The organism is Achromobacter colocynthidis (assembly GCF_057334535.1).
The window spans coordinates 2,342-27,974 of record NZ_JBHFIZ010000029.1 but is presented as its reverse complement, the minus strand read 5'-3'; the positions used below and the strand labels follow the sequence as shown (position 1 = coordinate 27,974).

The following is a 25,633-nucleotide window of genomic DNA, read 5'->3' as shown; positions in this document are numbered from 1 at the left end:
ATAACCCGGCATGCCTAGCATGAAGCCCTATTGGTTCAAGAACCTGTCGCCGGAATGGCGCGCGCGCCTGATGCGGGTGGGCTTCAACCTGCATCCGGCGTTTCGCGCCACCGGCGGCCGCGTGATGCATGTGTCGCCGGACTTCCAGCACATCCGCATCAAGCTGCCGCTGTTGCGGCGCACGCGCAATATCGTGGGCTCGATGTACGGCGGGTCGCTGTTCGCGGTGACGGACGGCGCCCACCCCACCATGCTGATGTCGGCGCTGGGCCCGGACCACATCGTGTGGGACAAGGCGGCGTCGATTCGCTTTCGCAAGCCGGCCTACACGACCCTGTATGCCGACTTCCGGCTGCCACCCGGGGAAATCGCGGAGATACGCGGCGTGCTCGCGCGCGACCACGAAACCACCCGCACGTACACGGTGGAATTGAAGGACAAGGACGGCGTGGTGTATGCCGTGGTGGAACGCACGATCTATATCGCGGACAAGAAGTTCTACAAGCAAAAGAACACAGGAGGAGACTCATGCAACGCATCTCTGGAGGGCGATACACCGCCCTGAGCCTGATCCTTGCCGCCAGCCTGGCGGCTGCGGCTGCGCCCGCGCTGGCCGCCGACATGGAAGTGGCTGGCCAGCGCGTGCCGGAACACATGTCCGAAGGCGGCCGTACGCTGGTGCTAAACGGCGCGGGCCTGCGCACCCGATTTGTCGTGAAGGTCTACGTGGCCGCGTTGTACGTCACCACGAAAAGCCAGGACGCAGCGGCGGTGATCAACAGCACCGAACCCCGCCGCATCCGTTTGCAATTGCTGCGCGACGTGGACAGCGAGAGCCTGGACGAGGCGCTGCAAGACGGCCTGCGCGACAACACGCCGCCTAAGGAACTTGCCACGCTGAAAGCGTCGGCGGACCGCCTGAAAAGCCTGGTGGCCGATCTGGGCATTGCTCGCGAGGGCGACGTGGTCGACGTGGATTTCGACGCCCAAGGCGTTGCCGTGACCCACAACGGCAAGCACCGGGGCCGCGTCGACAACCCCGATTTCGCACGCGCCTTGCTCCGCGTCTGGCTGGGCGACAAACCCGCGCAGACTTCCCTGAAGAATGCCCTGTTGGGCAACTAGGCGGAACCGCACACGATGGAACGAATCTGGCACAAGAGCTATCCCGCGGGCGTTCCCGCGGAGATCGAGGTGGACGGCGTCACCACGCTGGTCTCGGTCGTGCGGGACAGTTGCCGCCGCTACGCGGACAAACCCGCGTACCTGAGCATGGGCAAGTCCATCAGCTACGCCGAACTGGACGGGCTGACGCGCGACTTCGCCGCCTGGCTGCACGCGAATGGCCTGGGCAAAGGCGACCGCATCGCGCTGATGATGCCCAACCTGCTGCAATACCCCGTCTGCCTGTTCGGCGCCTTGCGCGCCGGCTGCATCGTGGTCAACTGCAATCCGCTTTACACGGCGCACGAGCTTGAACACCAGTTGGCGGACTCGGGCGCGCGCGCCATCGTGGTGGCGGACAACTTCGCGGCCACGGTGCAGAAAGCGCTGCCTGGGAGCACGGTCGAACATGTGCTGGTGACGTCCATCGGCGAGATGCTGGGCCCGCTTAAAGGCCGGTTGGTGGACTTCGTGATCCGTCGCGTCAAGCGCATGGTGCCGGCGTGGTCGCTACCCGGCCACGTGCGCCTGGGCGATGCGCTGCGCGCGGGCCGCCAGGCGCCATTCACCGAAGTTCCGCTGAGCCAGCGCGACCTGGCCTGCCTGCAATACACGGGCGGCACCACCGGCGTGGCCAAGGCCGCGATGCTGTCGCACGGCAATCTGGTGGCGAACCTGAACCAGGCGCACGCCTGGATCAAGCCGCTGGTCAAGGATGGCGAAGAGTGCATCGTCACGGCCTTGCCGCTGTATCACATCTTTGCGCTGACGGCGAACTGCCTGACGTTCATGAAGATCGGCGCCAGCAACCTGCTGATCATCAATCCGCGCGACATTCCCGGGCTGATCAAGGAAATGAGCAAGGTACCGTTTTCGGCGTTCACCGGTGTCAACACGCTATTCAACGCGCTGCTGAATCACCCGGACTTCGCCAAGCTGGATTTCTCACGCCTGCGTCTGACGATGGGCGGGGGCATGGCGGTGCAGCGCGCCGTGGCCGACCGCTGGCGCGCGGTCACGGGCAAGTCGCTGGCGCAGGCCTACGGGCTGACCGAGACCTCGCCCGCCGTCACCGTCAACCCGCTGGACGTCAAGGCGTTCACGGGGTCGATCGGCCTGCCCGTGCCGTCCACCGACATCTCCATCCGCAATGATGAAGGCGTGGAACTGGGCGTGGGCGAAACGGGCGAGATCTGCGTGCGCGGCCCGCAGGTTACCCAGGGCTACTGGAACCGTCCCGACGAAACCGCCTTGGTGATGTACGCGGATGGCTACCTGCGCACGGGCGACATCGGTTACGTGGATCAGGATGGCTACGTGTTCCTGATCGACCGCAAGAAAGACATGATCCTGGTGTCGGGCTTCAACGTGTACCCCAACGAGGTCGAGGACGCCGCCGCGCTGCATCCCGGCGTGCGCGAAGTGGCCGCGGTCGGCGTGCCGGACGAACGCTCGGGCGAAGTAGTCAAGCTGTATGTGATCCGCAAGGATCCCACGCTGGATGCCGAAACGCTGATCGCGCATTGCCGCACGCAACTGACGGGCTACAAGGTGCCGCGCCAGGTAGAGTTCCGCGATGACCTGCCGCGCACCAACGTAGGCAAGATCCTGCGCCGGGAATTGAAACCCGAGGCCGCCCCGCAGTCGGAAAAGCAAAGCGTGGGTCAAAGTTGAAAAACCCAACGGCTTTTGCACCAGCCGTAGCAGTAGGATGGGTGGAGCGCGGCAAGGCAACAAGAAGAACGAAACCGCCGATCGCGCGAAACCCATCAAGCAGCACCCCAAATCTTCCGCAGCCTTGCCGCATAGCAACCGCTGCAAGATGGGTTCCGCGCGATCAGCGCCAGGGGTTCTAGGCACGACCTTCCCGCGCTGCACCCATCCTACGGGCGCCACCCGTCGCAGGTAGGATGGGTGGAGCGCGGCAAAGCACCCAAAAGAACGAACCGCCGATCGCGCGAAACCCATCAAGCAGCACCCAATTCTTCCGCAGCCTTCCCACATAGCAACATTGCAAGATGGGTTCCGCGCGATCGGCGTTGTGGGTTCCGGGCATCTTGGCCGCCTTCCAGGCCCCTACCCTCGCTACCACTGCCCGAAGAAAACCCCCGCCCGCTTATGCGCGTTGGTGGCTTTTTCCACGGCCTCGTCGCTGATGGTGGTGCGCCGCTTGCCGCGCAGCATCCAGTCCAACAGGCGCTGGCGCAGTTCCAGCCGTATCGCCGCATGCGTGCTACTGGTACCCAGGTCCTGGAACTCATCCGGGTCGGCGTGCAGGTCAAAGAGCTGCTCGGGCTCGTCGAGCCAGTACACATAGCGCCAGCGGTCCGTGCGCACCGACCAGGCCCGCGCATTCTGTGGCGTCTTGCCGCGCAGGATACGGGCCTGACGGAAGCTGTAGTCCAGTTCCGAGAACACACAGTCGCGCCATTCCGTGGTGGATGCAGCGCCGGATACCGTACCGGATGCACCGCCGGATGCAGTACTCGATCCGGTACCGAATGCAGAGCCACCTCCTCGGCCATGCAGCAGCGTTTGCAGTTCCCTGCCTTCCAGCCGATGCGACGGTCCGGGCGTGCCCAATGCGCGCAGCACCGTGGGCACGACGTCCACGCTTTCCACCATGTCGTTCAAGGCCTGCCCGCGCGTGGCGTTGGCCGCCGCTGACGGGTCCATCACGATGAACGGCACACGCTGCACGGTGTCGTAGAACAGTTCTTTTTCGCCCAGCCAGTGGTCACCCAGGAAGTCGCCATGGTCGGCCGTGAACACGATCAGCGTGTTCTTCATCAGGCCCGCACCTTCCATGTAGTCGAACAATCGGCCCAGATGATCATCCAGTTGCCGGATCAACCCTTGATACGCCGGCCGCACCACGCGCACGCATTCGTCCGACGAAAAGCTGACGCTCTCTTCCTGCTGGCGATAGGCGGCGACCACGGGGTGGGCGTTCGCCAATTCTTCCTGGTTGCGCCGCACGGGCAGGCATTGATCGGCGGTATAGCGCTGGTGGTACGGGGCCGGGGCCATGTAGGGCCAGTGCGGCTTGACGTAGCTCAGGTGCAGCACCCAGGGCTGGCTGCCACGGCGTTGCATGAAGTCCAGCGCCTGATCCGTCATGTAGGCAGTTTCGGAATGCGCTTCGGCCACGCGCGACGGCAGATGCACGTTGCGCATGTTCCAGCCGCTGGCGATCTGGCCGTTGGCGTCCACGCCGGCAATCACATAGTCGGTCCAGGGGTCGGCGCTGTCGTAGCCGTGGCGGCGCAGAAAGGCCGGGTAGCCGCTTTCCTGGCCGGGGGTGTGGTGGCCATCGTAGCGGTCCAGTTCCGTGAAGCCGCCCCGGCTGAGCAGCACGCCCAGCTCGGACGCGCCGTCGATGGCCAAGCGTTCCATGCCGGCCTTGTCGGGAATGATGTGGGTCTTGCCGGCCAGGGCCAGCTCGCGCCCCTGCCCCGCCAGGTACTCGCCCAGCGTGATCTCGTTGACCGACAGCGGCACGCGGTTCCACGTAGCCCCGTGGCGCGACGGATAGCGGCCCGTGTAGTAGCTCATGCGCGACGGACCACACACGCCCGAGTTCACGAAGGCGCGATCAAAGCGCACGCCGCGCGCCGCCAGCGCATCCAGGCTGGGGGTTTGCAAATAGGGATGGCCATAGCAGCTAAGGTGATCCGCCCGCAACTGGTCGGCCATGATGAACAACACATTCTGCACCGTGCTCATTGCCGCCCCTATTGCGTGGCCGTGAAGCCGGAGTCGCGCACCACCGGTTCCCATTGCTTGCGGTAGGCGTCCAGTGCGCCGGCGGTACCCGCCGCGTCCTGCGATACCGGTTCCAGGAACACGGCGCGCACGGCTTCTTCCATGGTGGGTTCGCGCAGGATGGCGGCAATGTCCGCGCCCAGTCGATCCACCTTGGCCTTGGGCATGGCGGCGGGCGCGAAGAAGGCGTTCCAACCGTCGGCGGCCAGGTCCACGCCGCTTTCCTTGAAGGTGGGCACGTCTTGCAGATCCGCGTCGCGCGTGTCGCCGGACGTGGCAAGAATGCGGATCTTGCCGGCGCGGTGCTGCGGCAGCAGGGTGTCCAGCGTGTCGATGCCTTGCGGCAGGATGCCGCCGATCAGTTCCGATATCAACGGCGCGGACCCGCGATAGCCGATCACTTCGGGTTCCTGCTTGATCTCGCGGCCCAGCATCAGCGCGAAGAAGTGCGGCAGGCTGCCGGTGGCCGGCACGCCGACCGTGAACTGCTTGGGGTTGGCGCGCAACCACTCGCGCAGGGCGGGCACGTCCTTGATGGGCGAGCTGGCTGGCACGGCCAGCGCGAACTTGTAGCGGCTGACCAGCGACACCGGCGTGAAGTCGCGCTTGGCGTCATAGCCGGGCTGGGCATAGACCAGCGGCGCCACGACCATGACCGCGGGGTTGGCCAGCATCAGCACGTTCTGCCCAGCCGGCGCCGCATGCAGCGCCTGGGCCGCGATGCGTCCGCCTGCCCCGGTTTTGTTTTCCACCACCACGGGCACGCCCACGCGGTCCTTCAAGCGGTCGGCAACCAGCCGCGCAATGCGGTCGGAACTGCCGCCTGGCGGGTAGCCCACCACCAGCGTCAAGGTGCCGTCCAGCGGCGCCTGCTGCGCACAGGCCAGCGAGGCCCCCCCCGCCATGGCCGTGGCCACGATGGCTTTTGCTATCCACCCCTTGGTCCATTGATGCATCGTCTTCTCCTGGGGACAGTGGCCCGCTGTCGGTTATGGTTCTTTCTGCCTGGCCAAATCCAAATAAGCAGAATCAATTTAGCAACGCGGCCGTTGCTTGATCTAATCCAGGACTTTCAATAACGATATGCAGCACGCACCGTGCAAGACGCGGCCCGCGACGCGGCAAGGAGGAGACGCCATGCCAACCCACCCGACATCCGGTCTGCCCCGGTCAGGTCAGCCCGAATCAGGTCAGCCCGAAGCTCAGCCCCCGGGCCAGCCCCCATCGGACCCGCCTCCCCATCTGGCCGACATGCTGATGTACCGGCTGTACCAGGCATGGTCGCAGTCCAACCCGGTCTTCGTGCGCCTATGCGAAGGCCGTTTCGGCATCACGCGCCGCGAATGGCGCATTCTGGCCTGCGCTATCGAAGGCGGCATCATGAGCTCGGCCGAGCTGGCCGCCGCCGCCAAGCTGGACCTGGCCCGCACGTCGCGCACGCTGGGCGCGCTGTGCCAAAAAGGCTGGCTGCGCCGTCTGCACGACAGCGCCGACCGCCGCGTCGTGCGGGTCGAAGCCACGGCCGAGGGGCTGGCCCGCTATCAGGCGCTGCTGCCCGAGGTCTTGCGCTTGAACGAGCTGCTGGTGCAGGACTTGAACGAAGCCGAAGTCGCCCTGCTGCGCGACTTTCTGGGCCGCATCGAGCAGCGCGGGCGGCGCATGGCCGAAGACAATATCGTGGCGGACAAGGCCAGCCGCCGCGAAGGAGGAACCCGGCGTGCGCAGTATGCGTAAGCCGGGTGTGTCGCGCCGGGCCAACAACGCGGCCGGGCAAGGGCGGCCTGAAAACCTATCGCCAAGCCGCTGAAAGAAAAGGCTTTTACAGAGACGAAGGGGATGGGCCGGCACGTTTTGCAGGCCTTTTTTACATCTGGGATGGGGCGCGTGGCTAGGCGCGCGAGCGCGGCTCAATTAATAATAATTATCGTTGCCATTCCTATATGTAATCAGCGGCGAACACGTCGCAGGGGAACTCACTTGAAACGCCACCCGACCCGGGCCGCCCACCGCGCGCGCCAGCAGACCCTATTGCCCGCCGCCGCGCTCGCCGCCTGCCTGGGCGCCACCGCCCACGCCCAAACCGCCCCCGCCACCACCCCCACCACCGTGTTGCCCGCCGTGCAGGTGACCGGCACGGCCGAAACCGCTACCAGCCCGGTCGTCGGCTACGTGGCCAAGCGCAGCGCCACCGGCACCAAGACCGATACCCCCCTGTCTGAAACGCCGCAGGCCATCACGGTGATTCCGCGCGACCAGATCGTGGACCAGGGCGCCCAGAACGTGCAGGACACCATGAACTACGCCGCCGGCGTGCGGCCCAATGCGTATGGCGTGGACAACCGCGGCGACTACGTCCGCGTCCGTGGCACGGAACCGGCGCAATACCTGGACGGCCTGCGCCAGTTCTTCAATTCAAACAACCCGCGCACCGAGGTCTATGGCATGGAGCGCGTGGAGGTGCTGCGCGGCCCCTCGTCCATGCTGTACGGACAGGGCAGCACCGGCGGCATCGTCAACCTGGTCAGCAAGCGTCCGCAGGCCGAAGCGCAACGCGAAATCGGCGTGGTGCTGGGCAACGACAACCGCCGCGAAATCCATACCGACCTGACCGGCCCCGTGACCGAAGACGGCCAATGGCTGTACCGCGTGGTGGCCGTGGGCCGCGACAGCGACACCCAGGTGCAGTACGCGCAGGACGACCGCCTGATGCTGGCGCCGTCACTCACTTGGCAGCCCAGCGCCGCCACGTCGCTGACCTTGCAGGCGCTGTGGCAAAAGGACAGGGCCGGCACCACGCAGTCATTCCTGCCCTGGAGCGGGTCGGTACAAGAAAACCCGAACGGCCGCATTCCCACCCGCCGCTTCGTCAGCGAACCGGGCTGGGACGCCTACGACACCGAGCAATTCAGCGTGGGCTGGCTGTTTGAACACCAGTTCAACGACACCTGGAAATTCCGCCAGAACTTCCGCAACACCGTCAGCCGCGTCGACTATCAATCGCTGTACCCCAACGTGTATGGCGCGCGCCGGGGCGACTCCTATATCGACGCCGACCAGACCACTACCGACCGCTACTTCTACGTCAACAAGCCGCGCATGCGCACGCTGCTGGCTGACCAGAACATCGAGGGCAAGCTCAACTGGGGCCGCACCGAGCACACCGTCATCCTGGGCATGGACTATTCGCACTACCGCGAAACCAGCCAGTCGGCCTCTGGCCTGGGCGCGCCGCTGAACCTGTACCACCCCGTCTACGGCAACCGGCCGGAATACGAGCTGTCGGACACGCCCAAGCAAAAGCAGCAGCAACTGGGCTTCTACGCGCAAGACCAGATCAAGTTCGACCAGAACTGGATCTTCCTGGCGGGCATCCGCCGCGACCGCGCCGACAACCGCATCGACGGCCAGGACAAGGAAACCGACTACGCCACCACCAAGCGCTTCGGCCTGATGTACGCGGCCGACAATGGCTGGTCGCCCTACCTGAGCTACAGCGAATCGTTCACGCCGATTGCCGGGTCGAACTTCTACAACGAACGCTACAAGCCCATGCGCGGCAAACAGGTCGAAGCCGGCATCAAGTACATGCCCCGCGATGCCGACATCGAATTCACCGCCGCCGCCTACGACCTGCGCGAAAAAAACCGCCAGACCAACGACCCCGAGAACCCCAACAACCAGCTCCAGGCCGGCAAGACGCGCACGCGCGGCGTTGAATTGGAATTGCGTGGCCGCGTCACCAAGAACGTGGACGTGATCGCCAACTACATCTACACCGATGTCGACCCGCAACTGGAAGGCTTGCCCAAACACATGGCGTCGTTGTGGAGCAAGTACCGCTTTGCGCTGGCCGGCCAGCCCGGCTTCGCGGTGGGCGCGGGCGTGCGCTACCTGACGGCCTTCCGCGACGGCGGCGCGCCGGAAACGCCCGCCGTCACGCTGTTCGACGCCATGGTCAGCTACGACAATGGCCCGTGGCGCTATGCCTTGAACGTCAACAACATCGCCGACCGCACCTACGAAACGGTCTGCCTGGACCGTGGCGACTGCTTCTACGGCGCGCGCCGCACCGTCATGCTGAGCGGGACGTACCGATTCTGATCTGACACGGCGCAGGCCGCCGCCCTCCAGGATGGGGACACCTGTACGTACAGGCAGTACGTACAGGTGTACACTAGCGGTTTTTCAACCCCCACTGACAGACGCGTCCACGAACGTCTGCAATCCACCAGAACCGTCCTGGAGACTTACGCAAGTGTCGACCACCGCTTCTTCCCGTTCGCCATTTTTTGGCACCATGCAGAAAATCCCTGGTGGATTGATGCTCGTGCCGCTGATCCTGGGTTCCCTGATCGGCACCTTCGCCCCTGATGCGCTTGCCATCGGCGGCTTTACCACCGCCCTCTTCAAGAACAGCGCCCTGCCGCTGATCGCCCTGCTGATCTTCGCGACCGGCACGCAAGTCAACGCCCGCACCGGCGGCCCCATCCTGGCGACCGCCGGCACCCTGCTGCTGATGAAGACGCTGGTGCCCGCCACGCTGATCATCATCCTGGGCAGCTATGTGGGCCTGGACGGCGTGATGGGCGTGTCGATCCTGGCCTTGCTGGCCGCGTTCGACAACAGCAACGGCGGCCTGTGGCTGGCCTACACCGGCCAGTATGGTGACGCCCGCGACCGCGGCGCCTACGTCGCCAGCGCGGTCAACGACGGCCCGTTCTTCAGCCTGCTGTTCCTGGGCGCCTCGGGCCTGGCCGACATTCCGATGATTGCCCTGGTAGCGGCGCTGGTGCCGTTCCTGCTGGGCGTGGTGGTCGGCAACCTGGATCCGAAGTGGCGCGACGTGCTCAAGCCCGTGCCCAACATCGTGATCCCATTCTTCGCCTTCGCGCTGGGCACCGGCATCAACCTGGGCGCGGTCGTCAGCGGCGGCATGAGCGGCCTGATCCTGGGCCTGATCATCAGCCCCATCACCGGCGGCCTGGTCTACCTGGGTTATCGCCTGATTCTGCGCCGTGGCGGCAAGAGCGGCCTGGGCTTCGCGGCCGGCACGACCGCCGGCAACGCCATCGCCACGCCCGCCGTGGTCGCGGCGGCCGACCCCAACTTCCAGCAGTACGTGTCGACCGCCACCGCGCAGGTTGCCGCCTGCGTGCTGATCAGTTCGATCCTGGCGCCGATGCTGGCCTCGTACTTCCTCAAGCGCGCCGGTGAACTCAAGTCCGAAGATGCCGATCCGGACAGCAGCGCTGCGCCCACGTTGGCCAGTGCGCGCGGAGAGGCGCTTTGACGCCCACCATCGCCATCGTCGCCGATGACCTGACCGGTTCCGGCGATACCGCGGTGCAGTTTGTGCGCGCCGGCTGGACCACGCACCTGTCCATCGGCGGCGCCGACGAAGCGCTGGCCGGCCCGGCTACCGCAGGCGTCGAAGTGCTGGCGGTCACGACTCACAGCCGCGCCCTGCCCGCCGCCGACGCCGCCCGCGTCATTGAACAGAACGTGCGCCAACTGCGCGCCGCCGGCGTATCGCGCCTGTACAAGAAGGTGGACTCCACCTTGCGCGGCGCCTTCAAGGCCGAGATCGACGCCGCGCGCGATGCCTGGGGCCCGGACACGGTGGCGGTGATCTGCCCCGCGTTCCCCGCCACCGGCCGTACCGTGGAACAAGGCGTACTGCTGGTGAACGGCAAGCCGGTGACCGAGACGTCCGCCGCCACCGACCCGGTGACCCCGGTGACGGAAAGCCATATCCCCACCCTGCTGGGCTGCGCCCATGTGGCGGCGCAAGACGGCGACACGCCCGACACGCTTGCCGCGCGCATCCGGCAGGCCGGCAACACGGTGGTGGTGGACGCCAGCACCGATGCCGACCTGGAACGCCTGGCGCGCGCCATCGGCCTGCTGGGCGAACACGCCCTGCCCGTGGGCGCGGGCGGCCTGGCCGTGCCGCTGGCCCGCGTGTGGGCCGGCGCCGACCAGACCGCGCCCGTCGTGGTCGTGGTGACGTCGCAGCACAGCGCGGCGCGCGCCCAAGCCGCCGCGCTGCAAGCCTCGGGCGCAGACACCTGGACGCCGTCGCTTGCCCAACTGGCCGACGACGCCGCCTGGCAGGCCTGGAGCCAGCCGCTGCTGCAGGCCCACGCCAAGGCGCCCGCCGAAGCGGGCACGGTGCTGCTGCTGGCGCCCGAAGGGCAACTGGAAGGACTGGATTCGGAAAAAGTTGCTGACCGCCTGGGTAGCTTGGCGGCGCAATTGATCGCCACCTCGCGCGCGGCCGGTGTGGTCGCCACGGGCGGCGACGGCGCGCGCAGCGTGCTGGTGGCGCTGAATGCCAGCGGTATCGCGCTGGTGGATGAAGTAATGGGTGGCGTGCCGCTAGGCACGCTGACCGGGGGCACGGCCGCGGGCCTGCCCGTGGTGACCAAGGCCGGCGGCTTTGGCACCGAAGACGTATTGGTTCGCGCCGTGCGCGCGATCCGCGACAGGAGATTCAAGCGATGACACAACCCCAACCGAACAAGCTGCCTTTGCTGGCCGTCACCCTGGGCGACGTGGCCGGCATCGGGCCGGAAATCACGGCCAAGATGCTGATGGGCCACGACGAACTGCGCCAAAAGGCCCGCCTGCTGGTGGTCGGCGATGTCGACGTCATGGTTAACGCCGTGCGCAACCTGGGCGGCGACCCCGCCATCGTGAAGAAGCTGGACCGCGCGGCCGATTGTTCCAACACGCCCGGCACGATCGAAGTGCTGCAAGCCGGCCCGTCGCTGGCCCACGTCAAGCTGGGTGAAATCAGCGCCGACGCGGGCGACGGTTCGGTCCGCTTCGTCACCACCGCCTGCGCCCTGGCGCGCGCCGGTGAAGTCGACGGCATCGTGACCGCGCCGCTGAACAAGGCCGCCATGCACGCCGCCGGCCACAAGTGGCCCGGCCACACCGAACTGCTGGCCCATGAGTTCGGCGTGAAGACCTTCTCGCTGGTGCTGTCGGCCGGCGACCTCTACATCTTCCACGCCACCACCCACGTGTCGCTGCGCCAAGCCATTGAAGACCTGACGCCCACGCGCATGCGCGCCGTGCTGCGCCTGGCGGGTTCGTTCGCCAAGGCGCTGGGCCGGGGCGACCAACCCGTGGCCGTATCGGGCCTGAACCCGCACGCCGGCGAAAACGGCATCTTCGGCAGCGAAGACGCCGACATCCTGGCGCCCGCCGTGGCCGAAGCCAATGCGGCCGGCATCCTGGCCGCCGGCCCCATCCCGGCCGACGCCCTGTTCCCGCAAGCCGTGCGCGGCAAGTGGCAATTCGTGATCGCCTGCTACCACGACCAGGGCCACGCGCCCTTCAAGGCCGTGTATGGCGATGACGGCGTCAACATCACGGTGGGCCTGCCCGTCGTGCGCGTGTCCGTGGACCACGGCACCGCGTTCGACATCGCGGGCAAGGGCATCGCCCGCGAAGACAGCCTGATCCTGGCCGCCGAGCGCGCCGCGCATCTGGCCCCGGGCTGGACGCATGTATGGGAAACTGCGCGGGCACAAACCGGAGGTTGATTTCCATGGCGCCCGCCACGCACGACGCATTGCCCACGCTTGATCGCTCAGGCGACATCCCGCTGCACGCCCAGGTGGCGACCCTGCTGCGAGGGTTCATCCGGTCGAACAAGCTTGCGGCGGGCGCCGTGCTGCCCAGCGAAGCCGCGCTGTGCGTACGCTTTGGCGTCGCGCGCAGCGTGGTGCGCCAGGCGCTTGCCGCGCTGGCCACCGAGGGGCTGATCCAACGCGAAAGCGGACGCCCCGCCACGGTTGCCGCGCAGCAAGAACACCGCCGGCTGGTGCAGCGGTCCACCGGCCTGTACGAGCAATTCGCGCAGTCTGGCGTGGCCTTGCAGACGCGCGTGCTGGCCTTTGCGCGCGCCGAACCGCCCGCTGAAGTGGCCGCGTTTTTCGGCACATCCAAATTGCTGATGCTGGAACGCTTGCGCCACGTGGCCGACGCGCCGCTGGCCTATGTGCGCACGTGGTTGCCCGTCGATGTGGTACCCGGTCTGCGCGCCGAGGACCTGACCGACGCATCCCTGCACGGCGTGTTGACGCGCCGCTTTGGGCTGCGCCCCGGCGCCGGTCGCAATCAGATCCGCGCGGTTGCCGCCGACGCCAAGCTGGCCAAGCTGCTGGACACGCAAGCCGGCACGCCCTTGCTGATGTTGCAAGGCCAGGGCATGGACCAGCACGACCGGCCGCTGGAGTGGTTCACCACCTGGCACCGCGCCGAACAATTGGTGTTCGACGTGGACGTCAGCAACGGCCACGAAAGCGTGCATCCGCGCTTGCAGGATGCGTCGGTGTCGGTTGACGTGGATGACGGGGCGTCGGCCTCGCAGCACGATCCCCTGGCGCGGGCAGAAGCCCTGGTCGCCGAACTGTCGGCGGAACTGGCCCGGCTACGCAGCCAGGCCTAGCCGCGCCGATGTGACGGGCGCGTCATTCCGATGACGCGCCACACACGCTTCTGGCTTCTCACGCGCTCGAACGGTCGGGCGCTCAGGCACTTACGCACCTACGCACTTACGCATCTACTCAAGCACTGGCTGCCGCCATCACCTGCTTGGCCAAGGCCTTGCGATCCACCTTGCCCACCGCGTTTTCCGGCAGGCGCTCCACCCACAAGACCTCGCGCGGCACGTAGATGCGGCCCAGCCTGGACTGAACCTCGGCCAAGATTGCAGCGGCCTCCTCCGCGCCCGGCATGACTTCGCCCTTCGCCTGCACGAAAATGACCGGCACTTCGCCCAGGTCATCATCCGGCGCGCCCACCACACAGCACGCGGCAACGAACGGCAGTCCAGTCACCACGCCCTCGATCAGGGCGGGCGAGATGTTCTCGCCACCACGGATGATCACGTCCTTGATGCGGCCCGTGATGCTCAAGTAACCCGCGTCGTCGAAGCGCCCCAGGTCGCCGGTGCGCAACAGGGTCGGCGCGCCATCGTCGCCGTTGTCCACGCCCAGATAACCCAGCATCAGGCTGTCGCCCGCGATGCAGATTTCACCTTCGCCACCGGGTGCGGCCTCGGACCCGTCCGGCAGCCGCAGCGTGACTTTTTGCCCGGCCAGCACCGTGCCGACCGACCCCAGGCGGCGCGCGGCGGGCGGGTTCATCGTAGACGTGCAGGTGGCTTCAGACAGACCGTAGGACACCACCAGCGGGCAGCCCAGGAACGCTTCAATGCGCCGATGCAGCGCTTCGGTGATGGGCGCTGATCCGCAGCGCGCAAAGCGCAGGCCCGCCAGGCTGGCCGGGTCGAAATCCAGTTCCAGCATGCGGGCGTACATCGTCGGCACGCCGGTGATGATGGTGGGACGAAACGCGCGCAACAGCCCCGGCATGTCGTCCGCGCGGAAGCGGCCCGCCAAGGCCACGCTGGCGCCGGCCAGCAGCGGCGCGAAGATCTGGTTGTTCAGTGCGTTGGTGTGATGCAGCGGCATCACGTGCAGCAGCCGGTCGTCGGGCGTCAGCCCGGTATGCGCCAGCACGCCGCGCGCGTTGTTCGCCAGGCCTCGGTGGCTTAACAGCACGCCCTTGGGGTTGCCGGTGCTGCCGGAGGTGAACAGCAACAAGCCCGGGGCGTCAGGCGAAATATCGGTGGCGTGATCGAGCGTCCGCGCATTGTCCGCATTGTCCGCGTGCGCGGCATTGGCGACATTCGCCGCCTCCAGCACGCGCGACGGCGCCAGGCCACTGGCCGCCGCCGTCGCCGTGTTGGCCTCGTCATGCACCAGCCACGTCAAACCCACCGCCTCCACTCGCCGCGCCGTTTCGTCGACCGACAGCCGGGGCTCCAGCGGGCAGGGGCACGCCCCCGCCGCCATCACGCCCAGTATCGTCAGCACCTGTTCCAACGAACGCTCCATGGCTATGGCGACATAGCTTCCGGGCGCGACGCCCGCCGCGCGCAAGCCCCTCGCAATGCGCGCAACGCGACCGTGCAGGTCGGCATAAGTCAGCGTGGTGTCGGCCGTGACGATGGCCGGGCGCGCGGCCCATTCGGGCTGGCTCCAGGCGCGCGCAAACGCCGCCACCAAGGTGGGTTCGGAAAGCGTCATGTCGGCCTCCCTCCCTAGCGCAGCGCGACGGCGGCGTCGCGTTCGAACTGACCGTCCGCGTCCAGCTCGCGCAACGCGCGCGCTTCCTGCTCGGTCGGCGGCGCGGTGGGCTCGGCGCCGGTCGCGTCGAATTCAAAGCCGGTGCGCTCACGCACTTCCGACAAGCTGGACTCCGGATGCCACGATTGCAGCGCCAGCCGCCCGTCGCGCTTGATGAACACGGCAATGGGCGTCACCACCCCATGAAAGCCGCCCCACGACGTCATGAAATCCAGCTTCGATACGAAGGTGCGGCGCGAATGCTCGGTGCGCCACGTGCAGGCGCGCTTGGCCGTGGGCAGCATCACCGCGCCGCCTCCGCCGCCAGGCAGCCGCACCTTGGGTTCATGCCAGTCGCCAATGCAGGAGTTGTTGGCGCAGCCCGCGCCATCGATCTGCGCCGCGCCCAGAAAGGTCAGGTCCATGCGGCCGCGCGTGCACAGGTCGTAGAAGTCTTCGTTCGAGAAGATCGACGCGGTGTGTTCAGCCAGCACCGGGTCTGAACTGGAAATGGGAATCTGCGACGGGCGTGGATTCACGCCCCCCGCCACGTTGATGTAGACGAAGTCCCAGTCATAGGCGCGCTTGGCCAACAGGCAGGCCAGCATCGGCATGGTGGAATTGACGCCGCTGAAGGTGATTTCATCGGGGCGGATGAAGCGCGCCAGATTCGTCACGATGTAGGAAAAGCCCGACCATTGTTCAGCCATGATTGCCCCCTTGCACTTCGGGCGCGGCGGCCAGGTGCGCTTGTAGATCGCTGTTCTTGTCCATGTAGGCCTCGACCGCCGGATAGTCGATGGCGTAGTCGGGCCAGCACGAACCCGGCCAGGCGCTGCCCGGCGCCACCGTGTAGGCCTGCACCATGAAGTACGGCACCAGCGTGGATTCCGGCTGCGCTTCGAATACCGCGCTGTCGACGACCTTCTCGGCCACCACCAGCACGCTGCCCGCCGCGCGCGACATGATGCGGTCCCAATGCGCCGTGCCATGCACGCGCACATTGCCCAACGCATCCACTTCAGACGCCTGGATCACCGCGAAGTCCGGGCGGATGGCGGGCACCACATAGGTTTTCTGGCCGCTGCCGTAGGGGTCGTCCAGGCAGGCCCAGCCGTTCAGTTCCGGCAGGCCGCTGCCATGCAGCCCGCCGCAAGGCTGGAACGGCACGCCAAACGCCGCTGCCCGCAAGCCGGCCGTGAGGCTCGCGCAGGCGTGTTCTTCCAGTTCGATCTCGCGGCGTTCCACGGCGCGGCGATACCACGGCGCCAGGCCGAAGTTGCCTTCCATGGCGACGATGCCCGCGCGCACGCGGCGCAGCACGCCGGCGCGGCAGAGGATGTCTACGTCGTATCCCGGCGACTGCTTGACCAGTTCCAGGTCGCGCTTGCCTTGCCGGATCAGTTCGCGCACGAACGCGAACGGCCCACGGTGCAGAAAGCTGCCGCCCAGCGCGATGGACGCACCATTGGGCACCAGCGCGGCCAGTTCGGCCACCGTGCACTGCTTGTTGGGTTGATTGAAGCCTGAAGCCATTGTCTTCCTCCTGCTGGTTCTTGTGCCGTTAGCGCGCTTCTAGATAGGCGGCCACGCGGTTCTTCAAGCCGGGCGCCGCCGCCGAACGCACCAGGCGCGCCAGATCGGCGTCGGGCGTTTCCTGCGACAGCGCGGCGTAGAGCTGAATGCGGCTGGCGTCCGTCAATGCCTGCGCCGTGTCCCACGCCTGCTGTTCGATATCGGGCCATTCCTGCGCCACGGCAAGCCGGGTCGCAAAGCCGTCGCGCAAAGCTTCTTCCGCGTTGAACGTGGCGGCCTGCTCCAGCACCACGCGGGCGCGCTCGGCACCCACCAGCGCGGCAAAGCGGCGTGTGCCCAGCACCAGCCCGAACTTCAGGCCAGGCATGCGGAACGTGGCGTCCGGCGCGCTGATGCGCCATTTGCAGGCGCCGAATACATCGACACCCGCGCCGAAGTTGCGGCCATGCGCCAGCGCCACGGTCAGGCAGGGTGACGCGGCCAGGCGTTGCAGCAAGGTCTCGATACGCACAAAGCGCAGCAGCAGGTCGCCCTCGCTTTGCGATTGCCAGTCCCCGAAGTCAAAGCCCGCGCTGAAGTTCTTGCCTTCGCCCTTCAGCACGATCAGCTTGGCGCCCTGCGCCTCGGCTTCGTCCAGCGCGGCGATCAGCGCGTCCACCAATTCGGCGGACAGCGCGTTCATCTTGTCGGCGCGCGTCAGCGTCAGCACATGCCGCGCGCCCTGTTTGTCGATACGCAGCGCGCTCATGCCACCACTCCCTTCCTGGCCGCGCGCAAGGCGCCCAGCACTTCGTCGTTGTGCTCGCCCAGCGCGGGCGGACGCAAGCGCAATGCCGTGGTCTGGCCGTCAAAGCGCACGGGCAGGCCGAAGGTGCGCGTCTGCACGCCGTTGGGCAGTTCAACCGGCTGCACCCAGCCCATGTGTTCCACCTGCGGGTCGGCCAGCACTTCGGAATAGGTGTTGATCGGCGCGCAAGGCACGCCCGCGGCACGGAAGCGCGACAGCCAGGTCTGCGCGTCATCGTTGGCGAAGATGGCTTCCAGGATCTCGCGCAAGGCGGTCTGGTTGCGGGCGCGGGCGCTGGTGTCGGTAAAGCGCGGGTCGGCCAGCAGGTCATCGCGCCCGACGGTGGCGCATACGCTTTTCCACAACGCCTGGTTGCCGGCGGCCATGCCGAAATAACCGCCCTGGCAACGGAACGCCTGATACGGCGCGTTGCGCGGATGGGCCGAGCCCAGCTTCACGGGGTCTTTGCCGCTGCCGAAGAATTCCGACGTCTGCAAGGCGGCAATGCCCAGCGTCGCGCCCAGCATCGGCACATCAATGTGCGTGCCCTGCCCGCTGGCCTGGGCCGCGCGCAAGGCCGATGCGATGGCGAAGGCGCCATACAGGCCGGCCGAAAAATCCGCCACCGGCACGCCGCATTTCACGGGTTCGCCGCCGGCCTCGCCGGTGACGCTCATGATGCCGCTCATGGCCTGGATGGTCAGGTCGAAACCGCCTTCCTGCGAACGCGGGCCCGACTGCCCGTAGGCCGAGATCGAGCAATAGACCAGCTTGGGATTGGCCTCGCGCAGTTGCGCATACCCCAGGCCCAGCCGATCCATCACGCCGGGCCGATTGTTTTCGATCAGCACGTCGACGGTCTGCGCCAATTCGCGCGCCAGGGCCAGGTCTTCGGGGTTTTTCAGGTTCAGCGTCACCGACTTCTTGTTGCGGTTCAAGGACGCGAAATTCTCGCTGTAGCCGTCGGAGATGGGCGGCCAGCTACGCAGCGTATCGCCGCCCTCGGGGTTTTCGACCTTGATGACGTCGGCGCCCATATCCGCCAACAACATGCCGCAAAACGGTCCCGCCGCGACGTTGCAAATTTCCAGCACGGTGATGCCGGCCAGTGCCGAACTGGGTGTCATGTCTGACCTCTCATTATGAAAATTCAATATTTGGGATAAGCAAATCAGTATAAGTGCGCCGCGTTCCGGATGGCATCATGCCTGGCAATTCGCGCCACCTTCTCGGTGGTTCCTAGTGCAATCCCTAGGTCTTGCGCTTAATTGTTGACCAGCATATCACCCTGTGGAATTCTACGTAAACCATTTATTGGAATTCGAATCCTATATTTTAGGATTTATAAAAACGGTCCGCGGCGCGCCCTGCGCAAGACGGCCCGGCACACCAAGGAGACATTCATGAAGCAAACGTGGCGCATTGCCCTGGCGGGCGCGGGCCTGGCGCTGGCCGCCGGCCCCGCCCTGGCCCAGACCTGGCCGACCAAACCCATTCGCATGGTCGTGCCCTTCCCGCCTGGCGGCGCCACCGATGCCGCGGCCCGCATCTACGCGCAGCACCTGGGAGACTTCCTGGGGCAAGGCGTGGTCGTTGAAAACAAGGCGGGCGCGGGCGGCGAGATCGGCGCGGAATACGTCGCCAAATCCGCCCCCGACGGCTACACCCTGTTGATGGGCGCCGTGGGCAGCCACGCCATCCATGCGGCTATGCCCGACAAGCCTGGCTACGACTTCGCCACCGCCTTCGTCGGCGTGTCCATGGCTACCAGCATGCCGATGGCGGTGGCCGTCAACAGCAAGGTGCCCGCCAACAACGTGCAGGAATTGATTGCGCTGGCCAAGAGCAAGCCCGGCACCATCACCTTCGGCTCGGCCGGGCCCGGCACCTCGCAGCACATGGCCGGCGAACTGTTCCAGGTGGTGACCGGCACCCGGCTCATGCATGTGCCGTATCGCGGCAGCGGTCCGGCCATTACCGATTTGCTGGGTGGCCAGATCGACATGGTCATCGAAACCCTGCCGGCGCTGTTGCCGCAAGTGGCCAGCGGCAAGATCCGCTTGTTGGGCGTGACCACCGCCAAGCGCGCCACGGCCCTGCCCGACCTGCCCACCTTGATGGAGCAAGGCGTGAAAGACTATTCCGTGGCGACCGCCTACGCGCTGCTGGCGCCCGCCGGCACGCCGCCCGCCGTGGTGGACAAGCTGTCGGCCGGCATGCAGAAGGCCGCGGCCATGGAATCCGTGCAGCAAGCAGCGTTGAAACTGGGCGCCGATGCAGTGGCCACGTCCCCAGAAGACACCAGCCGCGTGCTGAAGCGAGAAGTGGGCCGCTGGGCCGACGTGGTGCGCCTGTCGTCCGCCAAATGAAGCCCCTTGACGCCTCTTCAGGTTCGATCGCCACCGACGTGGCGATCGTGGGCGGCGGCTCGGTCGCCGTCAGCTTCCTGTACCAGTTGCTGCTGTCGTGGCAGGCAGACAGCGCGGCCCGCCCCCTGACCATCACCGTGTTCGAACCGCAAGCGGTGTGCGGCCCGGGCGGCGCGTATCAGGAAGACCTGCCCAGCAACCTGCTCAACATTCCCGCCGGCAACATGTCGGCGCGCGCGGACCAGCGCATGGACTTTGTCGACTGGCTGCGTACGCAAGACCCTGCCTGGTTGCGGGGGTATGGCGTGGATGCAATTGCGCCGTCGGACTTTCTTCCGCGCCCCTTGTTCGGTGCCTACATGCGCGCCGTGTACGAGCGTTGCCGCGAACTGGCACTGGCGCAAGGCGTGGCGCTTGCCCAGGTGCAACGCCGCGTGCAGCGCGTGTCGCCATTGGCTGATGGCAGCGTGCGAATCGAGGCCGAGGGCAACGCACCGTGCCTGGCGCGCTACGCCGTGCTGTGCAACGGCAATCTGCCGTCGCAGGCGTTCCCGGCCTTGCAAGGTGCGCCGGGCTACTTCAACAGCCCGTATCCCGTAGCCGACCTGGCGCGGGAGATTCCGCCGGACGCCTCCGTGTGCATCGTCGGCACCAGCCTGAGCGCGGTGGACGCGGTGGCCGCCTTGCAGCAATCGGGCCATCGCGGCCCCCTGCTTTGTGTGTCGCGCAACGGCCGCCTGCCCTCGGTACGCAGCCCGCACAACCAGGCCCCGACGGCGCTGCGCCATTTCAACCAAGAAGGCATCCTGCGCCTGGCGGCGCGCCAGGGCGGCACGCTGACGCTGGACGCGATAGCCGGCGCCCTGCAAGACGAGGTGCTGGCGCTGCATGGCGCGCTGGATGCGGATGAGGTGTTCGGGCTGGCCGGCGATGCGCAACGCGCATTGGACGAAGAAATACGCAGATCATCGCAAGCGGCCCGCCCCTGGCAGGCCGTGGCCGCTGCCACTAACGCGGTGGTAGAGCAGGTGTGGCACTTGATGCCGGATGCCGAGCGCCAGCGCTTTCAATCGCGTTGGCGCGCGCTGTGGATGGCGCGGCGCGCCACGTTCCCGATGCGCAATGCGCTAAAGCTGCAAGCGCTCTTCAAGACGGGCCAATTGCAGGTGCGCGCGGGGTATGTGGATACGCGATATCGTGACGCTGGCCATGACCCGGCCGGTGGCCGTTTCCATACCCGGCTACGCGGCACCAATGGCGAAACCACTCAGCGCAGCGACTACCTGATCAACGCCACCAGCTTTTCAGTGGACGTGGCGCGCACGGATGATCCGCTGATCGCCACCCTGCTGCGCGACGGCCATGCGCGCGCCGATCCGTTCGGCGGCCTGGCGCTGGATTTCAACACGGGTTGCCTGAAGACTGCGCAGGACGCGGTGCTGGGCCAGGTGTCGGTGCTGGGCAGCCTGGCGGGCGGCACGTACTTCTGGACCACATCCATGGATGTCAACGCCAGGTTGGCGCGCGACCAGGCGGTGCGCATTGCGACGGCGCTTGCCAGGCCGGCACGAATCACTGATTCAGATAGCCTCGCCGATAACCCATCCCTTGCGAAATGGACTGCGCACAGGCCGACACATCCGGCGCCAACTGCTTCATCCTAGCGGCGCTCAGGCGGTCCAGGGGGCCGGAAATGCCCACGGCCGCCACGGCTTGGTCAAGACTATTGAACAAGGTCACGGCCAGCCCGCCCACGCCTTCGCGCCATTCGCCCCGGTTCACGGCATAGCCCGCGCGCGCGATCTTGCGCAGTTCGTCTTTCAGCAAGGGCAAGGACACGATGGTGGACGGCGTGTGGCGCACAAGCTGATCGGCGTAGCGCTCGACATAGCCTTCGGGCTGATACGCCAGCAGCGCCTTGCCGGTGGCCACGGCATAGGCGGGCGCGCGTCCACCCACCATCGAGTAGGCGCGGATGGGTTGCGGGCTGTCGATCTTGTCTACATACACGACGTCGAACCCATCCAGCACCGACAAGTGCACCGTCTCGCCCGTCTGGTCCGCCAGCGTGCGCATGAACGGCGCGGCCCGCATGCGCACGTCCAACTGCCAAAGCGGGCGCGCGGCCAACTCAAACAGCCGTACCGCGCCACGGTAGCCGCCGCCGTCATCGTCCTTGATGACGTAGCCGGCGTGTATCAAGGTTTGCAGCGTGCGATGCGTATTGCTGCGGGTCAGGCCGACCCGGGCGGCCAGGGCATCGATGGTGCGCGGCGGATTGTCCACATCCGTCACCGCCTCCAACACCATCAGCCCCTTGAGCAGTGTCTTGTCCATCTTGTGTTTTTCCTAATATTTAGGACGGGAACATAGCACGAGACAAGGCCGCCGAACAACGCGCGGCGGGTGTGGTGCGTTGTGTGGTGCGCTGTGTAGCCACGCGCTTGGGAGCTACCCCTGGCCGCCGGCCGCAATGGTCGCGCGCACCGCCGCCGACCGGTCCCACAGATTGGGCAGGCTGGGCGACGAATAGCCGGACACAAAGGGCTTGGGCTGCCCCGTTTCCGGGTCATAGACATGGCGCGACACCGCGCCGATATTGCCACCGTACAGATGCACGCTGATCGACACGCGATCCAGGAAGGCATTGGACACGCGATGAATGTCGCCCTCGGCGGGCGACAGTCGTTCAACGTCGCCGGGTTGCAAGGTGGTGGCGTCGCCCACCGGCAGCACGCGGCCGTCGGCATGGCGCACATAGCGCTGGTTGATCTCGGCCCCGCGCAGCATGCCCACGTAGCCCCACACTTCATGGTCATGCACGGGCGTGAATTGCCCCGGCCCCCACACAAAGCTGACCAAGGAGAATCGCTCCAAGGGGTCGCAGTGCAGCAGGTATTGCTGGTAGTACTGCGGATGCGGCACGGTACAGTCTTCGGGCAGCCAGTCGTCGTGGCGCACCAGCTCGGCAAAGGCATCGCGCAGCGCGGGCGTTTGCGCTAGCGCGTCCGGCGTCGCCAAGCGTGTCGCGGTGGCAATGAAGCGGCGCAGCCGGTCCAGGCCGGCGGAAGAATCGGGCATCACGGGTCTCCTGTGGTTGGGTCAACCGTTGGGGCAATCGTTGGGGCAATCCCAGATTAGAAAAGCAGTATCCACCATTCGGGATGCTTGCGCACGCCGGGCCTTGTGCTTCGGTCGCTACATCACGCAAAGCCCTGCTTGACAGCCCCGGGCCACGGCGCGCAGCGTATGCACTGTCTTCAAGGGTTGAAATGGAAAACACGCATCACGATATTCCCCAGGCATTGCTGGATGCGTTGCGCAGCGCGCAGCGTGTCGTCGTTTTCACAGGCGCCGGCGTGTCGGCCGAAAGCGGCATCGCCACCTTTCGCGACGCCTTGACGGGGCTATGGTCGCGCTTCGATGCGCAAGCGCTGGCCACGCCCGAGGCCTTTCGCGCGCATCCCGATATCGTCTGGGGCTGGTATGAATGGCGGCGCGCGCAAGTGCTGCGCGCCGCGCCAAACGCCGCGCACCATGCCATCGCGGGGCTCGCGCGCCACGTACCTGATTTGACGGTCGTCACACAGAACGTGGATGACCTGCACGAACGCGCGGGCAGCACGCAGGTGGTGCATCTGCATGGCAGCCTGCACGCGCCGCGCTGCTCGGTGTGCGCCGCGCCGCAAGCCTACGCCAACAATGCGCCCGACGAGCCCGACGAAGGCCGGCGCATTGCCCCGCCCGCCTGCACGCGCTGTGGGCAGCCTGTGCGGCCCGGCGTGGTGTGGTTTGGCGAGAGCCTGCCTGGCGATGCCTGGAGCATCGCGCTGCGCGCGGCAGAGCAATGCAACCTGCTCTTCAGCATCGGCACATCGGCCCTGGTCTACCCCGCCGCGGAACTGCCGCAACGCGCGCTGGCCGCGGGCGCGACGGTGGTGCAGGTGAACCCGAACGTCACGCCATTGGATGCCCAGGCGCATTGCAATCTGCATGGCGCGGCCGCCGACGTGATGCCGCGCGTGCTGGCGGCGGCCTTTGCATAGCCGTGCAATTTGCATAAGCCTGGTGAACATTTGTGAAGATCTTTACGACCCACATCGAGTAGAAACGAGCTAGCGCAGCAGTCGAGGGGAAACCCCAAATCTCGCCGCGTCGCCATCGGGCTACAGTGGCGATCGTGGCTTCGACCGTGGAGATCATCATCCCTTTTTCCTGGAGACTTCCCGACGTATTCGTACGTGCGTCGGATGGCACGCTGCACCGTGTTGTGCGCCACGCCACGACCACGGCAACCATCGCCAAACTTGAGAGCATCCCCAGCAATTACCACTTGGATTGCGAATGCATGCTTGATAACGGCGAGGCGCTTACGTGGATCGGAAGCAATCAATATCGTCAAACCAACGGCGACGCAATATTCACCGCTGAACCCGATGTCACGGCCCCGACCAGCGAACGCCGCAAAAGCGGCGCCGCCAAACGGAGCAAACACGGCCCCGCCCCAACTGGCCCGCACAAAAGACGAGCCCACGGGCATAACCCCTTACCGCTAGCTGTTGTCAATCTAAAAACCGGCAACGACTGGAGTTTGATACGCGCGGGGCGCGAGCACCTCAATATCACTACCGCTGATATGGCTGCCCGGCTTGGCGTGGATCATTCCATTTACATTGAATTGGAACGGCCACGCCCGCGCCCTCGACAGATTGTGCTGGACCGAGTCTCCGAGGCCTTAGGCGTGTCACCCGACCAACTTGATGATTCATTGTTTGGGGGCCGTTTTCTGTAGTGCCGCGCCTGCATCGCGCACGCGCGGCGCCCTGAAGCGTCCACACCACTTTGGCGCCGCAACACCGCCGGCCCGTGGAGGTACTGAGTATGCTCGGCACCGCAAGAAGATTGACCGATGTGCTTGTCACATCGCCCGACGGCACCTTGTATCGCATCGAACGCTTCGTTGCGGACCTGGATGCCTATTCCGCGTTGGGCACCTCGCGCTTCGATCCCAAGACGCACTGCATCTGTCGCACAAGCTCTGGCGAAAAAGTCACTTGGTTGGGCGGCCAGGCCTACAAGATGATCAAGAGCGGCGTCTCGTTGACCGCGGTGGACCGACGACGGGGTGGCTGATCCGGGCTGACGTCGATCCGCCTTGCACCAGACAAAACAAAAGCGGCTTGATGGATGACCATCAAGCCGCTTTGCATTGCGTGTTGCCGTTTGCTTTTACGCTTCGGCTGAACCACGACATTTCGGATATCGCGTGTTCAAAAATAAGTTGGTGCGCCCGGCAGGATTCGAACCTACGACCCCCTGGTTCGTAGCCAGGTACTCTATCCAGCTGAGCTACGGGCGCCCCGAAAGAGGCGTGTTTATAACATGAAAAAATAGGGTCGTGCAAATCGAGGGGGAAATTCGATGTGCACTACCGTCGCGCACTACGCCGTACACCACTGCATGTACACCACCCGCCCCCTGCATCACTCCCGCATCGCTTCCATGCATTCCACGCCGCACAAAACAAAAAGGCCTTCGATCAATGATCAAAGGCCTTTCTATTTTCTTTGACGGTGATTTCAGTGTGACCTGAAATCTGGTGCGCCCGGCAGGATTCGAACCTACGACCCCCTGGTTCGTAGCCAGGTACTCTATCCAGCTGAGCTACGGGCGCTCCGACAAAGAGGCAAAATTATATCAGAACAATTTCACCATTACTGCATGTTTACTGCTTTTTTTTTGCTGCTTTTTTTGCTTGTTCTACTCAAAGTTTTTTAGCGATTCATTCGGCTCAACATCAGCACAATCAAACCACTTCAAAACTTGGTGCGCCCGGCAGGATTCGAACCTACGACCCCCTGGTTCGT

Annotated in this window: 23 protein-coding genes and 3 tRNA genes (1 of these 26 only partly in view); 14 read left to right on the top strand and 12 right to left on the bottom strand. The window is 65.8% G+C overall.

Annotated elements, in window-relative coordinates:
- Nucleotides 1-19 precede the first annotated feature (19 nt).
- From ACE04A_RS12640 to ACE04A_RS12630, 3 genes are read left to right on the top strand one after another with little or no spacing between them, the layout of a single operon-like run.
- A complete protein-coding gene (locus ACE04A_RS12640) occupies nucleotides 20-565 on the top strand; it encodes a DUF4442 domain-containing protein (protein WP_448718138.1) in 546 nt (181 codons plus the stop codon).
- Nucleotides 529-1,125: a chalcone isomerase family protein gene (locus ACE04A_RS12635; RefSeq protein WP_447990388.1), complete on the top strand. Its 597-nt coding sequence runs from the start codon at nucleotides 529-531 to the stop codon at nucleotides 1,123-1,125. Before ACE04A_RS12640 ends, ACE04A_RS12635 begins: the two co-directional genes overlap by 37 nt.
- Nucleotides 1,126-1,140: 15 nt before the next feature.
- Entirely contained in the window at nucleotides 1,141-2,838 is a 1,698-nt protein-coding gene (locus ACE04A_RS12630) for an AMP-binding protein (RefSeq protein ID WP_259245967.1), read from the top strand.
- A gap of 411 nt (nucleotides 2,839-3,249) precedes the next feature.
- Here ACE04A_RS12630 and ACE04A_RS12625 read toward each other — a convergent pair whose 3' ends face one another.
- Both ACE04A_RS12625 and ACE04A_RS12620 read right to left on the bottom strand, forming a co-directional pair.
- Nucleotides 3,250-4,890, bottom strand: a complete 1,641-nt coding sequence (locus ACE04A_RS12625) for a sulfatase-like hydrolase/transferase (RefSeq protein ID WP_448718136.1) — start codon at nucleotides 4,888-4,890, stop codon at nucleotides 3,250-3,252.
- 8 nt (nucleotides 4,891-4,898) lie between these two features.
- Nucleotides 4,899-5,885 carry a Bug family tripartite tricarboxylate transporter substrate binding protein gene (locus ACE04A_RS12620; protein ID WP_167401049.1) on the bottom strand — a complete coding sequence of 329 codons (987 nt, stop codon included), beginning with the start codon at nucleotides 5,883-5,885 and terminating at the stop codon, nucleotides 4,899-4,901.
- Between the two features lie 295 nt (nucleotides 5,886-6,180).
- Here ACE04A_RS12620 and ACE04A_RS12615 point away from each other — a divergent pair, with 295 nt between their 5' ends.
- The 6 genes from ACE04A_RS12615 (at nucleotide 6,181) to ACE04A_RS12590 (ending at nucleotide 13,390) form a co-directional block, all read left to right on the top strand.
- Complete coding sequence (locus ACE04A_RS12615; RefSeq protein WP_259249214.1) at nucleotides 6,181-6,663, top strand: MarR family winged helix-turn-helix transcriptional regulator; 483 nt, start codon at nucleotides 6,181-6,183, stop codon at nucleotides 6,661-6,663.
- Nucleotides 6,664-6,957: 294 nt separating this feature from the next.
- Nucleotides 6,958-9,030 carry a TonB-dependent siderophore receptor gene (locus ACE04A_RS12610; protein WP_448718172.1) on the top strand — a complete coding sequence of 691 codons (2,073 nt, stop codon included), beginning with the start codon at nucleotides 6,958-6,960 and terminating at the stop codon, nucleotides 9,028-9,030.
- A 196-nt stretch (nucleotides 9,031-9,226) separates the two neighbouring features.
- A complete protein-coding gene (locus ACE04A_RS12605) occupies nucleotides 9,227-10,219 on the top strand; it encodes a 2-keto-3-deoxygluconate permease (protein ID WP_259245965.1) in 993 nt (330 codons plus the stop codon).
- Nucleotides 10,216-11,433, top strand: coding sequence for a D-threonate kinase (gene dtnK / locus ACE04A_RS12600; protein ID WP_259245964.1), 1,218 nt, complete (start codon nucleotides 10,216-10,218; stop codon nucleotides 11,431-11,433). The genes ACE04A_RS12605 and dtnK overlap by 4 nt, the downstream gene beginning before the upstream one ends.
- A complete protein-coding gene (pdxA, locus tag ACE04A_RS12595; RefSeq protein ID WP_050448674.1) occupies nucleotides 11,430-12,482 on the top strand; it encodes a 4-hydroxythreonine-4-phosphate dehydrogenase PdxA in 1,053 nt (350 codons plus the stop codon). The genes dtnK and pdxA overlap by 4 nt, the downstream gene beginning before the upstream one ends.
- Before the next feature lie 5 nt (nucleotides 12,483-12,487).
- Entirely contained in the window at nucleotides 12,488-13,390 is a 903-nt protein-coding gene (locus ACE04A_RS12590) for a GntR family transcriptional regulator (RefSeq protein WP_448718134.1), read from the top strand.
- Nucleotides 13,391-13,508: 118 nt separating this feature from the next.
- Here ACE04A_RS12590 and ACE04A_RS12585 read toward each other — a convergent pair whose 3' ends face one another.
- From ACE04A_RS12585 to ACE04A_RS12565, 5 genes are read right to left on the bottom strand one after another with little or no spacing between them, the layout of a single operon-like run.
- Nucleotides 13,509-15,035 (bottom strand): class I adenylate-forming enzyme family protein, encoded by a 1,527-nt coding sequence (locus ACE04A_RS12585; RefSeq protein ID WP_448718132.1) that lies wholly within the window; start codon nucleotides 15,033-15,035, stop codon nucleotides 13,509-13,511.
- Between the two features lie 14 nt (nucleotides 15,036-15,049).
- Complete coding sequence (locus tag ACE04A_RS12580; RefSeq protein ID WP_100856624.1) at nucleotides 15,050-15,784, bottom strand: CoA-transferase subunit beta; 735 nt, start codon at nucleotides 15,782-15,784, stop codon at nucleotides 15,050-15,052.
- Entirely contained in the window at nucleotides 15,777-16,610 is an 834-nt protein-coding gene (locus ACE04A_RS12575; RefSeq protein ID WP_448718130.1) for a CoA transferase subunit A, read from the bottom strand. Before ACE04A_RS12575 ends, ACE04A_RS12580 begins: the two co-directional genes overlap by 8 nt.
- 28 nt (nucleotides 16,611-16,638) lie before the next feature.
- A complete protein-coding gene (locus ACE04A_RS12570) occupies nucleotides 16,639-17,358 on the bottom strand; it encodes an enoyl-CoA hydratase/isomerase family protein (protein WP_485820172.1) in 720 nt (239 codons plus the stop codon).
- Nucleotides 17,355-18,524, bottom strand: a complete 1,170-nt coding sequence (locus ACE04A_RS12565; protein WP_448718127.1) for a CaiB/BaiF CoA transferase family protein — start codon at nucleotides 18,522-18,524, stop codon at nucleotides 17,355-17,357. Before ACE04A_RS12565 ends, ACE04A_RS12570 begins: the two co-directional genes overlap by 4 nt.
- A gap of 276 nt (nucleotides 18,525-18,800) precedes the next feature.
- Here ACE04A_RS12565 and ACE04A_RS12560 point away from each other — a divergent pair, with 276 nt between their 5' ends.
- Together ACE04A_RS12560 and ACE04A_RS12555 are read left to right on the top strand one after the other, a co-directional pair.
- The gene (locus ACE04A_RS12560; protein ID WP_485820171.1) at nucleotides 18,801-19,766 is read left to right on the top strand and encodes a Bug family tripartite tricarboxylate transporter substrate binding protein; all 966 of its coding nucleotides are present in this window, start codon (nucleotides 18,801-18,803) and stop codon (nucleotides 19,764-19,766) included.
- Nucleotides 19,763-21,430 (top strand): FAD/NAD(P)-binding protein, encoded by a 1,668-nt coding sequence (locus tag ACE04A_RS12555; protein ID WP_448718125.1) that lies wholly within the window; start codon nucleotides 19,763-19,765, stop codon nucleotides 21,428-21,430. Before ACE04A_RS12560 ends, ACE04A_RS12555 begins: the two co-directional genes overlap by 4 nt.
- Here ACE04A_RS12555 and ACE04A_RS12550 read toward each other — a convergent pair.
- Together ACE04A_RS12550 and ACE04A_RS12545 are read right to left on the bottom strand one after the other, a co-directional pair.
- The gene (locus tag ACE04A_RS12550; protein ID WP_485820170.1) at nucleotides 21,339-22,103 is read right to left on the bottom strand and encodes an IclR family transcriptional regulator; all 765 of its coding nucleotides are present in this window, start codon (nucleotides 22,101-22,103) and stop codon (nucleotides 21,339-21,341) included. The genes ACE04A_RS12555 and ACE04A_RS12550 overlap by 92 nt on opposite strands.
- 114 nt (nucleotides 22,104-22,217) lie before the next feature.
- A complete protein-coding gene (locus tag ACE04A_RS12545) occupies nucleotides 22,218-22,847 on the bottom strand; it encodes a cysteine dioxygenase family protein (protein WP_448718122.1) in 630 nt (209 codons plus the stop codon).
- A 191-nt stretch (nucleotides 22,848-23,038) separates the two neighbouring features.
- Here ACE04A_RS12545 and ACE04A_RS12540 point away from each other — a divergent pair, with 191 nt between their 5' ends.
- The 3 genes from ACE04A_RS12540 (at nucleotide 23,039) to ACE04A_RS12530 (ending at nucleotide 24,899) form a co-directional block, all read left to right on the top strand.
- Nucleotides 23,039-23,812, top strand: coding sequence for an SIR2 family NAD-dependent protein deacylase (locus ACE04A_RS12540; protein WP_485820169.1), 774 nt, complete (start codon nucleotides 23,039-23,041; stop codon nucleotides 23,810-23,812).
- 146 nt (nucleotides 23,813-23,958) lie between these two features.
- Nucleotides 23,959-24,558, top strand: coding sequence for a helix-turn-helix domain-containing protein (locus tag ACE04A_RS12535; RefSeq protein WP_485820168.1), 600 nt, complete (start codon nucleotides 23,959-23,961; stop codon nucleotides 24,556-24,558).
- Between the two features lie 89 nt (nucleotides 24,559-24,647).
- A complete protein-coding gene (locus tag ACE04A_RS12530; protein WP_172616223.1) occupies nucleotides 24,648-24,899 on the top strand; it encodes a hypothetical protein in 252 nt (83 codons plus the stop codon).
- A 149-nt stretch (nucleotides 24,900-25,048) separates the two neighbouring features.
- Here the strand turns inward: ACE04A_RS12530 and ACE04A_RS12525 are convergent.
- The 3 genes from ACE04A_RS12525 to ACE04A_RS12515 all read right to left on the bottom strand — a co-directional run.
- Nucleotides 25,049-25,125: transfer RNA gene (locus ACE04A_RS12525), tRNA-Arg, on the bottom strand.
- Between the two features lie 238 nt (nucleotides 25,126-25,363).
- Nucleotides 25,364-25,440 (bottom strand) — tRNA-Arg (locus ACE04A_RS12520).
- Nucleotides 25,441-25,590: 150 nt separating this feature from the next.
- Nucleotides 25,591-25,633: transfer RNA gene (locus ACE04A_RS12515), tRNA-OTHER, on the bottom strand (it continues 64 nt past the right edge of the window).